Source organism: Pedobacter sp. B4-66 (assembly GCF_018492665.1).
Taxonomy (GTDB): Bacteria; Bacteroidota; Bacteroidia; order Sphingobacteriales; family Sphingobacteriaceae; genus Pedobacter.
Window position 1 is genome coordinate 1 of record NZ_JAFVME010000019.1, and the last position, 15595, is coordinate 15595.

Genomic DNA, 15595 nt, shown 5'->3' on the forward strand with positions numbered 1-15595 from the left:
AGCCACCTCTTCTGGGGCAGTTGACAAATAAAAGGGAATGCAATATGCTTCTGTATCCCAATAAGTAGAACCTCCATATTTTTCGCCAGTAAAGCCTTTTGGACCAATATTCAATCTTGCATCCTTACCTGTGTACGTTTGATTCAATTGAAAGATATTAAAGCGAATTGCTTGTTGGGCCGCCACATCACCATTAATGATGATATCGCTTTCTTCCCATTTTACCATCCAGGCTAACACCTGCTCTTTCAGCAACTTGTAAAAACCTTTATTTACAGCTTCCCCAAGCTTTACTTCAGCAACTGCAAGCAATTGCCCCTTCTCATAATTTTGAGAAGAAAGCGTTGTCACTATTTTATAAATATTTACGGAATCTCCCTTTCTAACCTGAACATTAACTGTCCTACCGACATATTTATCTTTAGCTACAACATCCAGAATCAATTCTTTACCATTGTAAAGAACAATCGACTTACCTGCGGTGCAAACATAAAACTCGGTTTTCTTGGTCTGTAAAACCAGGTAATCAGCATTACTATCTTGCTGTTGCTTTATTTCATTCCAAAACTTTTCATCATAATTTGCGTCCTGATTTTTCACGTCTCCATCAATAAAAGAAGTGATTGTGATTGTTCCTTCAAAATTAACCGGACTAATGCAATAATGTAAAGCAGCTAATTCATCATCAGCAATACTACAGAACCTCATAGCTTCAACACGTACTACTTTCCCACTTTTTAGCTCAGCTGTAAAACTCCGACTTAATGTACCTTCCTTCATATTCAGTACCCGTTTAAAAGCAGATACTCTACAAACATTAAGATCAAGAACTTCATCATCAACCTTAATATCAAGGCCAATCCAATTCGCAGCATTTAGCACTTTAGCAAAGTACTCTGGGTAACCGTTCTTCCACCAACCTACACGGGTTTTATCTGGATAATAAACACCCGCCACATAATTACCTTGCAAGGTTTCTCCAGAGTAGGCTTCTTCAAAATTAGCACGTTGCCCCATACGGCCATTACCAATGCTGAACAAGCTTTCTGATATCTTATTTAGATGAGGATCAAAACCGTCCTCAATAATATTCCACTCATCTGCTTTTATATAATTCTTCATCTTTATTCTACTCTGATATACAACCTCTTGTCACTCTGGTTTACTTTTTATATTTATTAATTGTACAATGACAAGATTTCGTCAATTGTAATTGCTGAGAGATCTTTAATAACCAACTGTGCGCCTGGTAAATTTTCTGTTTCACCAACTCCTATAATCTTCATACCTGCTGCTATAGCTGCCTGTACACCTGCAATGGCATCTTCAAAAACAACGCAATCTTTATTTGCTACCTTAAGTAATTCGGCTCCTTTTACAAACACTTCCGGATCTGGCTTGGAGCTAGTTACTGCGTTACCATCTACAATGGCATCAAAAAAATCTACCAAGCCGGTACGCTCTAAAATGAGCGCCGAATTTTTACTGGCAGAGCCCAATGCGGTTTTAACACCTTGTTCCTTCAAATCCTGTAATAGCTTTAACGAACCAGGTAAAACTTCGGCTGTAGTCATTTTGCTAATCATAGCTACATACCATGAGTTTTTTAAACTAGCCAGTTCTTCTCGCTCAGATTCAGATTTATCTAAGTTTCCCCATTTAAGAATCATATCAAGAGAACACATACGGTTTACTCCTTTTAACTGCTCATTTTGTGCATGGGTAAAATCAAATCCTAAAGAATTTGCCAATTGCTTCCAGGCCTTATAATGATATACCGCAGTGTCGACCAATACACCGTCCAGATCAAATATGCAGGCTATATTTTTGATAGTATTATTCATTTAATTTAATTCAAGTACCAACGTTGTTTTAGCAGGTACAGTAATTGATTTTATGTTATCGAGTCTTTCTTTAGTGATGACATTTGTTGCAGAAACTGCATTTTCTATTCGTTCCACAAATCGAGAAGTATCTAGGCTTTTTGCCTGATCACCTACATTTACAATCACCATAACCGTTTTACCACCTTCAGGTTGGTACCTGAAATAAGTATACATCCCGTTTTCTGGCACATACTGCATTAATTTACCTGTTTGTAAAGCAGCGTTACTTTTACGGTAATTAGCAAGCGTTTTAACAAAATTGAAAGCCTCGTTTTCTTGTGCAGTCCTACCCGATTCAATAAACTTATCCGATTTGTCTGACGGCCATCCTCCTGGAAAATCAGAACGTACCAAACCATCAGGATTAGAATAGTTTTTCATTAATATCTCTGTACCATAATACAATTGTGGTATACCACGCATGGTTAATAATAAGGCGATCCCAGATTTAAACTTATCGATATCTTCATTTACCATAGAATAAAACCTACTCATATCATGGTTATCCAGAAAAATGACATTACGGTCGGCATCCTGATAAAGAAAATCTTGCGCCAGGGTTGAATAAAGTCTAAAAATGCCATCTGTCCAACCTGTTTTACCATTCAACGCTTCATAAATAGCATTTTTAATTACTGCATCCGTTATACCTGGCAACTCTGTATCAAAACCACGGCTTACAGTATTGCCCCCGGTAAAGAAGGCTTGAGCCGCAGCTGTATGAACCAAAGTTTCACCAAAAATGGAAAGTGTTGGGAACTCTGCTTTTACCTTTTGTGCCCAGTCTTTCATATAATCAGGGTCGTTGTAAGGATAAGTATCCAATCTCAACCCATCAATACCTGCATACTCTACCCACCAAATATGATTTTGAGTAATGTAGTTTTGTACAAACGGATTTCTCTGATTAAAATCAGGCATGGAAGGCACAAACCAACCATCTAACATTTTCTTTTTATCAGCTTCAGATACATGAGGATCCATAACAGGTTCATCTCGATAGCTAGTTTGTGTGTATACCGGCCATTGATTTACCCAATCTTTCATTGGCATATCATTGTAAAACCAATGTCCTGTACCCATATGATTATGTACAATATCTTTTACAATCTTCAATCCTTTTTGATGTGCTTTATCTACATAGGTCTTATAAAGGTCTAGAGTGCCATAACGCGGGTCGATCTTGTAGTGATCGGTTGCAGCGTAACCATGATATGAAACCAAAGGCATATCATTCTCTATTTCCGGAGTCATCCATATTGCTGTTACACCAAGATCTTTCAAATAATCCAACTTATTAATCAACCCCTGGATATCACCACCGTGACGATAATACATAGAATCACGATTCAATTTGGTTTCTCGCATTCCCTTTATCACATCATTTTTAGGGTCACCATTTGCAAAGCGGTCTGGCATCAACAAATAGATTAGATCCTTACTGGTTACACCCTGAATACGGGAAGGGCCATTTTCTCTTTTCTTAAGTTCATACACATACTGCAATTTCTTTTTGTCCCCTTTTGCAAACGCAATAGGGAATTTACCTGGCTTCGTTTCAGCAGCAATTTCAAGATCAAGGAACAAGTAATTTGGATTTTCAACCTTGTTTACCTTTACCAATTTAACCCCTGGATAATTTAACTGCACATCCAAAGCAGCAATATCAGCTCCATGCACTAATAACTGTAACTTTGGGTTGTTCATCCCAACCCACCAAAACATTGGCTCTATACGCTCTAATTGCTGCGCTTTTGACCAATTGGCAAAAAGGGTAAAAAATAAGGCAATAAGTATCTTTCTCATTTTAAAATGGGTTACGTGTTAATTGTATTAAGAACTTCTTTTTTCAAGTGATATCATCCTGAGCTCATTGTATTTTAAGCCCAGGATGAAGACGCCTTTATGTCATTTTTCTTCGAATCACATTACTTCGTATAGAAAATATAGTCACCCGTCAAATCGTTGAATAGGATTTTATAGGTCCCTGCCTTCACACTCAGGTTACTTCCATCTCTGACGCCTTTACCATATTTACCTTCTTTATTTGTTGGAGCAGAACCCCAGTTCACATCCCAACCTGAAGCAATTCTGAATTTCAGCTCCGTATCGGCAGCGAATATTTGGGTAATCATCCAGATATGTGGATTAAATGTCGTTTTACTCATTGCAGTAATATCACCCCAACCATTAAAATTCCCAATAATTCCGATAGAAGGATATATTGTTGCTCCAGTGGTACTGTAAGGAGTGATAGAGAAAGTCATAGCATTTATATTGATCTTTAGTGTATAAAACCCTGCAGTCGTTACTTTATAAGTTCCCGGATCAGGGTCAGATCCCTTAGCTTTGAGAGATACACCGTTGCTACCATTATTGCCATATTGGGTATCCCAACTACCAACAACAGTAATAAATTTAAAGTCGCCGGCATTTAAATATCCAGTATAGATATATGACCCTCTATCGGTCTCATCACGATACATATAAGTTGGATTGCCGTTGTCCCAACCAAATTCAGAAGCATCACCAACCATATATAGGTTTACATCTCTTAAAATGGAAACGTCATTTGTATAATCAGAGAATTTAGTGAAAGTACCAGAAGTAGCCTCAACACTCCACTTTAATGTAGCAATAGCTGACTGATCAGCTAAGCCCACAGCAGTAAGCGCAGCATCAAAATCTTTATAGCTTACAGATAAGTTAGAATCCAATCCACTATTGTTTGATGTAAATTCGAACAATGGTGTAGTAAAACTCCCATCAGGTTTTATGAATTTCACCTTATAAGTTACGTTTGCGCCAGCTTTTCCTGCAAAAGATTTCTGCCATTTAAAGTTTAATGACTGTGCAGTTAAAATTGGATTGATGGTCATTACATCCGCACTTGAAACCGGCCCGTACAATATAAAGTTAGATACACCATCACCAAATCTTGTTATAGAAATATTAAAGGTATCTCCATTTACTTTTATCGAACCATTGTCGGCAATTACGCGCCATATCAATTCAGTTTTAGTACCATCAGCAATGCCTTTTGCTTTTAAAGCATCATCCAGTTGCTTTTGCGTTAAAGTTAGCTTAGTCGCATTACCGCCATTATCCGACGGGAATTCAACAATAGGCTGCTCAATTGAACCTGTTTTTAAAGCTGCTACCCATTTATACATAGGAGCCGTATTTACCCCTGGCTTGGCAGCAGTCCACTCAAGTACAATTGTTTTATCCGGCGTTGCCGAATTTAATACCAAAATGGCATTGTTAGACGGTGCTGTTACCGTAAAAGTACCTAGCGCCTCACCCTTCGATGTTTCGTCAAATGCTGATTTTTTACACCCAGATGCAATTATTCCAAATGCCAGAAGTGTATATAATATTTTGTATTTCATCGCCTTAAGATTAATTGAATATTGTATAAATTACTTCTGTAACAGGACCATTGGCAGGTATATCCAGGCCATTAGCATCTTTTACCGTACCTGTAAACTGGTAGGTAAATTTGCTCAATTTGGTTCCTGCAGGTAGTGTAATCACCCTTCCAGGTATAAAAGATGAGGAGAATAGAATAGTTGATTCCTTTACTGTAGCAACACCTTGTTTTGAACCAACGACATTACCAGCTTCATCATAAAAGCTAAGTGATACTTTTATATTGGCCATTCTTTGCAGGTTTATATCGGTAGCCAGATTCTGATGAAAATATACCGTCGCCATATCCGTATAATCCAGTTTTGCAGGAAATAGTCTGAATTGTGAAGCAGTAAACACTAAGGGATCAAACTTAAATGGCTTATAATCGGGCGTTTGTTTCGAACCGTCCTTAGCTTTACCTAAAAACCCGAAGTTAATGAGCTCAGCAGGACTCTGACCAAACAATGTTGTTGCGGTAAACTTAAATGTAAATATATTGGTAGCTGTCTTAGTCATCTTCGCATCCTCCGATGAACTACCCCACTGTCCGTTGGTAGTAGCATCTTTACCACCGCCCACACCATCATTAGAAAAGGCCCATATGTAAACATCATTGGTTCCTGCCAATGGTGTACCGGTAACATCCAATGTTATGGTTACTTCATCCTCAGAGGTAAATGTTGCCGGACTAAAAGTAACCTTTCCCTGTCCTGATGCCCACATTGCACCAAAACTGCATATAATTAGTAATAATATTTTTTTCATGATCAGGTTACTTTTTAGTGAATTCATACTGATAAGAAAGAATTACTTTCCCATTCAATTTTTTATCTTTTTTGATAATCAACTTGCCAGACTTAAGGCTTACATAGGAACCTATACTTAGACTATTAGTTACTTCCCCATTCTTTAAAGAAATGATAGATGGCGCTTTTGCATCATCTACAGTCCAGCTACCTGAAGTTAACTCTGCTATTTGAGGTGAATTACCCGAATTGATGGTAAATGTAGAAGGATTCCCTTCCGCATCACCCTGAAATGCAAGTACCAGATCAGTATAAGGATATACAGCAGTAATGTCTAACTGTTTATAAGGGAAACCCTTTGTATTAGCATCCTGGTCAATTTGTGTCACTTTAGTTAATCCCCATGTGCCTTGAATAGATTTAACAACATTTTGGGGTTCGCCAATCGGGGCAAACTTTTCAGGCTTGCAGCTCCATATCGATAGAATACAGATGGCGAATAGAATATATTGAATACGTTTCATACGTTTATCTTTTAAAATTTAGATTAAAAACAATTGCCTTCTGGATTGCGTTGAAAACTTGTGTTAGTTGCCATCTCTCCTTGAGGAAACTGAAGGACAAATCCTGGGCAGTTCCAAACTGAACCTCTTTTATCAACATTTTCTCCTCTGGCACCAATCCTTTTAATCTCTGATATTCTATTGCCTTCTCCAGCCATTTCGATACTGTGCTCAAAACGGGCATTTGTTTTTATCAATGCAGCACTTGAGTTTGAAGGGATACTTTTTGTACCTGCATATGCCCTATTCAAAATCTCATTAACATCCTTAATAGCTACGTCCAGATTGGCATTATTTTCGGCAGCGGCCTCCGCTCTGATTAGCTTCATTTCAGTAAGATGGATCACCGGCACATTAAATCTATCACTGTTGTATTTGGTTATAACAATATTGCCAGGATATTTCACAGCGTTAAACCATGCTTTTCGTACATCTGAGGAGGTATTTACAAAAGCATAAAAAGCTGATGTAAATTTCATAGTAGGTAGACTAATGTCTGATCTAAACTGGGTACGTAATTCTCCCCCTGCTTCATAAGCCCCCCTGGTACTTATAATTTGAAAAATACTTTCCGCTGATCCAGCCTCGGAAAACCTAAGTGAATAAGTTGCATCCAATGTAAACTTTTTGCTTTCAATCACCTGATTGGCATAAGCATAAGCATTGTTAAAGTCGTTCATTTGAAAATAAACTTTAGCTAATAGGGCTTTAGCAGCCCACTTGGTTGCATACCCACCATTAACCTCTGGTAGTTTAATTTCAGCGGCTTTCAAATCTTCTATGATCAAATCATAAACTTGCTTTACTGTGGCTCTAACACCAGCATTAATAGCTGTATTTAATCTTAAAGGAACACCTAGATGACTATTATCAGAACTAAAGCCATACGGCTGCGCAAACAGCTTTACTAATTCAAAATGAGAAAGGGCTCTAATAAATTTAGCCTGTCCTTCAAGATTATCGTGCATCGTAGTTGCCTTATCAAGATTTTCCAAAACAGTATTGGCTCTAAAAATAGCTTGATACATATCTTGGTACATATCGTTTTTGTAAGCACCAAACACTGATGTTTTACGGCCATAAATTTCACCGAAATCACCATTAAACAATATACCATCTAATTGATCGGCCAACATTTCATTAATAGCCTGAATCTTACCCCCAAACATATTTCCTCCACCAACAATTTGGTAAGCTGAATTCATTACAGACTTCACTCCTGCCTCATCGGCCAACGCCACTTCTTTAGGAATTGATTCGGGAGGGGGGGCTTCTAAAAACTTCTTACAGCCAGTTCCAGTTCCTGCCAGTACAGATAGTACAATCACCGATTTTAAAATATTTTTATAATTGATTTTCATCTTCTTAGCTTTTATAGTTGATAATTAAAATGAAGTTGACAACCCAAAAGTCAAGCTCTTTTGCTGTGGGGTTGTTAAATAGGTAACATTCGGACTTAAATTCCTGTCCTGTGGATTCTCAAAATCTCTTGCTATTTCTGGATCGCCTCCTGGGTATTTACTAAAGGTAAGTAGGTTCATGCCTGAGGCAAATACCTTCAGATTTTGGAGCCTCAATTTATTTGCAAAGCTAACAGGAAGGTTATATGACAATGTTACTTCTCTTAAGCGAACAAATGTTGCATCATATAAAAACATAGTCGAGTTGTACTGCCATTCACTTGAAAGACCAGAATAAGTATTAGTATTCATCGTTAGTCTTGGAAATCTAGCAATATCACCTGGCTTTTGCCAGCGATCAGAAATATCCGATCTTATATTCCAATCTGTAACAATACCTAGCTGGCGTTTTGCAGATCCATCATACAAATTACCTCCAATGGCAAAAGTGAACAAGGTATTTAATTCAAATCCTTTATAGCTAAAGGTATTGGTTAAACCACCAACATAATCAGGTAGAATCTTTCCAGCAGGCACTCGATTATCCAATGAAAATGTTTTTGTTTCATAACCATCTTTATCTAACCAAATAGGTAAGCCATCAGCCGGATCAACCCCTTTAAAGCGTACAAGAAAGTTCACACCAATAGGATACCCGATTGCAATCCGGGTATCATTGGTACCACCACCTACAGCATCTGGAGTTAGTGCACCCAAACTTAATACCTCATTCCGATTTTTAGAGATATTTAACCTCGTTATCCATTTAAAACTATCCGATTTAATATTAACAGTATTTAAGCTAAGTTCAACTCCTTCATTCAGGATTTCACCAACGTTAACGTAGCCATTTGGGAAACCTGTAGATGGTGAAACTCCACCGTTAAGCAAAGCCCCCGTTGTTTTTTTATTGTAATAAGAAATTTCTCCACTGATACGGTTATTAAACAAACCAAAGTCAAGACCTAAATCATAATTACGACCTTCTTCCCATTTCAGATCAGGGTTAGCCACATTGGTTGGAAATAAAACAGGATTTCCATTGTAGCTATCTTTAAATTGAAACTGTGGATAATATTGACCAGGCGGGAAGTTTGCACTGCCAACAAGCCCATAACTTGTTCTAAGCTTCAAATTACTAATAACTTTATTACCCTTCAAAAAATCTTCTTCACTGATATACCAGGATGCAGAAGCTGCAGGGAATGTACCAAACTTATTATTTGGGCCAAACTTAGATGAACCATCCTGTCTAACTAAAACCTGTAAGTAATATTTGTTATCATAGGCATAATTAATACGGGCAAATAATGATCTGAAAGTGTCCTTATTAGAACCTGCATAATAAATTAGTGCATTATTAGCTGCTAAATTGGCTACTGCTTTGTTATAACTTTCTTTGTCTTTTGAAAACGGTCCATTTGCATCTCCGCTAATTCCGTTTGTAAATAGGTTTCGGTATGAATTCTGAGTTTCTGCACCAATGAGAAAATTTAGTTTATTCTTCTCGGTTAACTGCAAATCATAATTCGCAGTTGCAGTCAAAGTATTATTAAATACCTTAACGGGATATGAATTCGCATTTCCGATGGTAGAATTTCTAAGAGAAGCTGGAGTAAAAATATCATCTTTAATATCCATATTATCAATATTACCAATCAGCTTTACACTTAAATTCTTAACAGGTTTAAATTCCAAAGTTAAACCTGCCAATGTTCTCTGATTTTTTGTTTTCCAATCTAACAGGTCAACATTTCTTACAGGATTTGCACCTCCACTGAAATAAGTCCCATCTGCGTTATATACAGGATAAATTGGCAAAGCAGTTGACATGGCATCTCCAAGTCCTCCCCCCCAAGCAGCATTTACCCGAGTATTTGTTCCTTTATCATAACCTATGTTTACGCTTGCTCCGAAATAAGATGTAGGCTTTACATCAATGTTTGTTCTAAAGCCATACCTCTCATAAGAATTTCCCCTCAAGAAACTTTCGTTATTACTGTAGTTTGCAGAAACATAAGTTTTCAGCTTTTCCGTTCCTTGCGTAAAAGACGCGCTTTGATCGTTGCTCCGTCCTGTTTGTGTTAATAAGTCCCACCAATCAGTATTATTTTGTTCTGCCTGCGCCCAACTTAAACCACCTGGCAAAGGAGCCAAGCCTGTATTGCCGTCATTTGTCCAAGCTTCCTGACGCAATTGCAACCACTCAGGGCCATTCACAAATTCAGGACGATTTGCATAAGTACTTAAACCGTATTTGGTAGATAAATTTATAGTTGGTCTGCCCAATTTTCCTCTTTTCGTGGTAATTAAGATAACCCCATTAGCGCCACGTGAGCCATATATACCGGCTGCCCCAGCATCTTTCAAAATCTCTACGGATTCAATATCATTAGGATTGATAGTTGCCAGAGGATTTTGGTTCATCGCGCCGCGATTACCTCCAATAAATGGATCCGCTGTAACTGGAATCCCATCTACTACATAAAGGGGATCTCCTCCAGCACTAATTGAACCAATACCACGAATCCTGATAACAGAACCGCTTCCTGCTAACCCACTACCCTGGGTTACCTGCACACCAGGAGCCTGTCCTTGTAAACTAGCCTCAAAACTAGGTGTTGGAATAGATGTCAACTTGTCTCCTGTTATCTTAGAGATAGAACCGGTTACCTCGCGTCTGGTTTGGGTGCCATAACCAACAACCACCACTTCATTTAAACTTTGGTTATCAGGTTTCAAGCTGAAATTAGCAACAGTGTTACCGTTAATCCTCACAGATTCTTGTTTGGGCTGATATCCGATATAGCTGATCAACAAGGATACTTCTCCGTTGTTTAACCCTACAATTTTGTAGGTACCATCCGTACTTGTAAGTGTGTTCTTATTTGAACTTTTAATCTGAACAGAGGCTCCTGGCAAGGGCAGTCCGGCTTCATCGAGTACTTTTCCAACCAGCGAACCGGTCTGGGCTTTTGCCCCAAGTGCTGCTAAAACCAAAAGCACCAAAAGGTAATGCTTTTTTAGGTAAAATACTTTCATATTTAAACTCGTTTTTATGGTGTAATATTTGGTTAACATTAAGTGTATGTAACACTTATGGTAAATTTAGCGCGAACAATGACAATTCAAAATTTTATATCATATTTTTTTTTAACGCCATATTTTATACTTCAAAACATCAAAAAAAGGCAAATAAATTTGCAAGTCTATTTTCCAAAAAAACAAACAAAAAATACATAAGTAACTAAAAACAAAGATGTTAAAAAACAAAATCAACAAAACAAGTGTATAAAATACACTTATCACTTTTCCCTCGGTTTTTCGGGAACGATCCCGGGAACGTTCCCGATACTTTTGAGGTATTTTGTAAAACTTACTAAGCAAGAAGAGAGAAATTCTGCGTGAAATCAGAAAATCATCAGAATTATTTTTCAAAACTGCCTATTTTTAACCGCTAGAAAAAGACCTATTTTTACCTGCTAAAATCATTGATTTTCCATATCAATGATTCCCAAAAAAAATCAGTATTAAAACTAAAAAAACTTAGGATAAAAGGTGTATTTAGAGAGGAAGAAATCAACACTCTTAACTTGTTTCAGTAGAGCGTCTTTTAATCAGCTTTGAGTTCAACACAATCTTTTCATTGGGATCCACTGATTCTGGTGATTCGAGCATTTTAAATAAAAGATTCGCAGCTTCCATACCAATTTTAGTTGCAGGCTGAGTAATTGTTGTTAAAGAGGGATTTAACAAGGGCGCAATTTCCAAACTTGAAAAGCCGATAACCTTTAATTGCTCAGGCACAACTATGTTTAAATCATAACAAGCATAATAAGTAGCAAAAGCCAATCTTTCTACAGAGGTAAATACTCCATCTGGCTTTAGCTCGGCTAGCATCTGCTTTAAGATCACATTATTTTTATTATAGCTATTTGTACAATCTATCACATAACGATCATCATATGGAATATTATATTTCAAAAGTGCATCAATATATCCCTGCATCCTGAATTTACCAATAGACAAGTTCTTGTTGATTACAAGGTAAGCAATTTGTTTACAGCCTTGCTTAATAAGGTGCTGTGTAGCCGCAAAGCTACTGTCATAGTCATTCGTGATTACCCTTGGTGTGATGATATCCTCATAAACCCTATCAAAGAAGACCAAAGGGAGTCGTTTCTGAGTCAATTCATTCAGATAATTATGATCATTTGCTTCGCCAGATACAGACATAATGATCCCATCAGCTCTCCCATTATGCAAATGCCTAATAAAAGAGACTTCTTTCTCGTATACATCATCCGTAGCATAAATCAATATATGATACCCTTTATCACGGGCAATCCGTTCAATACCATGTATGGCTTGAGAAAAGAAGTTATTAGCTAGCTCAGGAACAATCACCGCAATAGTTTTACTACGCTGCTCTCTTAAATTACTTGCGTAATGATTGGGCTGATAATTCAGCTCTTTAGCCATCGCCAATATACGCTCCTTAGTTTCTTTATTAATGTCGCTATTATCCCTAAAAGCTCTTGAAACTGTTGACGTAGATAAATTTAGTGCCTTAGCTAATTGCTTTATATTAACGTTATCCATCCAATTTTAATGATTTATATAGAATCACTAATCCTCAGTAAATATAGATGAAAAACCAAACTCTTAGTATTAACGTAATTAAATAATATAGCGGTTACACCATGTTTGCATATTTATGGTACATTAGCTAAATATCATAGGGATATATATTCTATTTAAGAAGAGGGAGATAATTCATGGCTAAGAAAGTCAAATTCACTAATGCCAATAAATCTGCATTTTATGCCACCGTACGCTCAAGAGTTGATACCTACTTCACAGAAAATGGACTTTCTACCTTTGCCAATGGACAAATGTGGTTTAAAACATGCTTCTTTCTATCTGGTCTTTTAGCTACATATCTATTAATACTTCTAGGCAATTTAAGCTTACCTGTTATGCTTTTGCTGGCCATCCTGTTAGGCATGTTTGGAGCTTTTGTTGGTTTTAATGTTTGCCACGATGCAATACACAAGGCATTTTCACGCTATCAAGCAATTAATAAAATATTCAGTTTTGTATTTAACCTGATCGGCGCTAGTCCTTATGTTTGGAATATCTGTCATAATATAGTTCACCATACCTATACCAATATTGCAGGCCATGATGAAGATATAGATGTTGCGCCAGGTTTAATTCGTTTCTCAGATTCTGAAACTGTTAACAAAGTTCAACGCTACCAACACTTCTATGCTTTTATACTCTATAGCTTTGCTATGCTATCTTGGGTATTCAGAAAAGATTATAAAAAATTCTTTCAGAAAAAGATTGGCGAGCATGTTTTAACCCATCCAAAAATCGAATACTTTAAGCTTTTTTTCTACAAGGGAATATACTATTTTCTTTTTATAGTGCTTCCATTGATGATAATTGATGTTACCTGGTGGCAGTTTCTAATTGGTTTCTTAGCGATGCAATTCTCACAAGGACTTGTACTAGGTCTTGTTTTTCAATTGGCGCATGTGGTAGAGGGTACAAGCTTCCCAAATCCCGATAGCTATGGGAATATAGAAGAGGCCTGGGCAGAGCATCAGATGAGAACAACAGCTAATTTTGCAATTGACAGTAAACTAACAGGTTTTCTTTGTGGTGGACTAAACCGACAAATAGAACACCACCTATTTCCCAAAATATGTCATATTCATTATCCTGCTATCGGCGTAATAGTTAAGGAAACCGCAGCAGAGTTCGGTCTTCCCTATATTGAGAGTTCCACCTTTTCAGCTGCTTTAGTATCCCATTATAAGACACTTCGCAAGCTAGGAAAAGAAACCTATGCTGAGAATAAATACATTAATAAGTCTTCGTGCTTGTTTACCAGAAAAGTTTCTGCAGCTTACTTATAGCTGCTTTAATCAAGTACAAAAATAAAATACGAAGGGAATAACTAATCACTCAATAAGTATTGCTTTGCGATGGCTTTAAATTCGGCGATCTGAAGATCTATCCAATTTCTATCCTTGTTCAACTCTTCTGCCATTATTTCTGCTATTGCAGGGGCAAGCAACAAGGCTAAACGAGTATCTAGAAATAAAAGTCGCATTCTTCTTGCAAGTATATCCTCTATATTCAGCACCATCTCATTTCTAATCATCCAGATGATTTCCGCTTTAACATACTCAAAATCTGGATGAAGCCTGTCTTTTAAAGCTGGCTCAATTTTCATTAAGTTAATTATTCCGATAGCATCTGCCCCATACAAACTCAAACTACCGAATTGTGTTTCAGAAGTATAGCCATGAATCTTAATATTCTGAGTGTTACATTTTTTTTCAATCAATTTACCTAATGAGATAGCCCTATCTACAACATCCATTGCCATCCTACGATAAGTAGTCCATTTCCCCCCGGTTATGGTAATCAAACCCGATTTGCTAATTATAAGCTTATGACTTCTGGAAATTTCCTTGGTACTACCGGTGTCTTTATCAGGTGCTGCCAATGGTCTTAATCCGGCAAAAGTTGCCAGAATATCAGATCTTGATGGCGATTTAACAAGGTATTTACCTGCAGTATCTAATATAAAATCAATCTCTTGATCTAATGGTTTAGGCTCCAGACTATGCGCATCAAGTGGTGTATCAGTAGTTCCTACAAGAACTTTCCCATGCCATGGAACGGCAAACAATACACGCCCATCAGAGGTTTTAGGGATCATTAACGCACTGCTACCTTGCAAAAACGAATGGTCAAGCACCACATGCGCACCCTGACTAGGCCTCACAATTGGTCGGCAAGTTGGGGTATCCATTTTTAAAATATCATCGACAAATACACCTGTAGCATTGACTACAACTTTTGCCTTTAAAACATAAGACTGTCCACTTTCCAAATCCTGCACAGTAACCCCATTCACTGAATTCTGTTCTTTTTTTAAACCGGTTACTTTCATATAGTTTAGGGTGACACCACCATATTCAGAAGCGGTCTGAGCCAAATTCAAAGCCAGCCTGGCATCATCAAACTGACCATCACTATAACTAATGCCTCCTATTAACCCATCGCCCTTTAACCCTGGAATTGCTTCTAAAACCTTATCAACGGATAAAAAAGATGATTTTTTAAACCCACTTTTACCAGCCAATAAATCATAAAACTTTAATCCTATCAAATATTTATATTTCGAAAACCAAGAATAGCATGGTATTATAAAGTCCTGATCTTTCACTAAATGAGCAGCATTCTTTAAAAGCAGACCGCGCTCATGTAATGCCTCATAAACCAATCCAATATCCCCCTGAGCTAAATATCTGACTCCACCATGGACCAGTTTAGTACTTCTGCTTGATGTTCCTTTCGCAAAATCAGACTGTTCCAAAAGCAATGTACTATATCCTCTGGATGCAGCATCCACTGCAGTACCCAATCCTGTAGCACCACCACCTATAATGATTATATCCCAATCCTGCTGTTTCCCAATACGCTCAATAAATACCACCCTGTTAAATATCATTTCGATTGTTTTTATATAAGCCATCAACATTTCGTAAACTTTCGTTTAAAAC

Annotated in this window: 10 protein-coding genes and 1 pseudogene; 1 reads left to right on the forward strand and 10 read right to left on the reverse strand. The window is 37.4% G+C overall.

Features of this window, described 5'->3' with window-relative positions; translation table 11 throughout:
* The 9 genes and pseudogenes from J1905_RS23000 to J1905_RS23040 form a co-directional block, all read right to left on the reverse strand.
* A pseudogene (locus J1905_RS23000) lies at positions 1–1122 on the reverse strand (glycoside hydrolase family 65 protein); the annotation flags it as partial.
* Between the two features lie 56 nt (positions 1123–1178).
* Complete coding sequence (gene pgmB / locus J1905_RS23005) at positions 1179–1844, reverse strand: beta-phosphoglucomutase (RefSeq protein WP_214229541.1); 666 nt, start codon at positions 1842–1844, stop codon at positions 1179–1181.
* Positions 1845–3692: a glycoside hydrolase family 13 protein gene (locus tag J1905_RS23010; protein ID WP_214229542.1), complete on the reverse strand. Its 1848-nt coding sequence runs from the start codon at positions 3690–3692 to the stop codon at positions 1845–1847.
* A gap of 122 nt (positions 3693–3814) precedes the next feature.
* Complete coding sequence (locus J1905_RS23015) at positions 3815–5278, reverse strand: SusE domain-containing protein (RefSeq protein WP_214229543.1); 1464 nt, start codon at positions 5276–5278, stop codon at positions 3815–3817.
* Between the two features lie 10 nt (positions 5279–5288).
* Positions 5289–6065, reverse strand: coding sequence for a hypothetical protein (locus tag J1905_RS23020; RefSeq protein WP_214229544.1), 777 nt, complete (start codon positions 6063–6065; stop codon positions 5289–5291).
* 7 nt (positions 6066–6072) lie between these two features.
* The gene (locus J1905_RS23025) at positions 6073–6570 is read right to left on the reverse strand and encodes a DUF5004 domain-containing protein (protein ID WP_173090110.1); all 498 of its coding nucleotides are present in this window, start codon (positions 6568–6570) and stop codon (positions 6073–6075) included.
* 23 nt (positions 6571–6593) lie between these two features.
* On the reverse strand, positions 6594–7970 hold the full coding sequence (locus J1905_RS23030) for a RagB/SusD family nutrient uptake outer membrane protein (RefSeq protein WP_214229545.1): 1377 nt from the start codon (positions 7968–7970) through the stop codon (positions 6594–6596).
* 24 nt (positions 7971–7994) lie between these two features.
* Entirely contained in the window at positions 7995–11051 is a 3057-nt protein-coding gene (locus J1905_RS23035; RefSeq protein ID WP_214229546.1) for a SusC/RagA family TonB-linked outer membrane protein, read from the reverse strand.
* Between the two features lie 546 nt (positions 11052–11597).
* Complete coding sequence (locus tag J1905_RS23040; protein ID WP_214229547.1) at positions 11598–12611, reverse strand: LacI family DNA-binding transcriptional regulator; 1014 nt, start codon at positions 12609–12611, stop codon at positions 11598–11600.
* 176 nt (positions 12612–12787) lie between these two features.
* Between J1905_RS23040 and J1905_RS23045 the strand changes: the two genes are divergently transcribed.
* On the forward strand, positions 12788–13936 hold the full coding sequence (locus J1905_RS23045) for a fatty acid desaturase family protein (RefSeq protein WP_214229548.1): 1149 nt from the start codon (positions 12788–12790) through the stop codon (positions 13934–13936).
* Positions 13937–13977: 41 nt separating this feature from the next.
* Here J1905_RS23045 and J1905_RS23050 read toward each other — a convergent pair whose 3' ends face one another.
* Positions 13978–15543, reverse strand: coding sequence for a glycerol-3-phosphate dehydrogenase/oxidase (locus tag J1905_RS23050; RefSeq protein WP_214229549.1), 1566 nt, complete (start codon positions 15541–15543; stop codon positions 13978–13980).
* Positions 15544–15595: the final 52 nt, after the last annotated feature.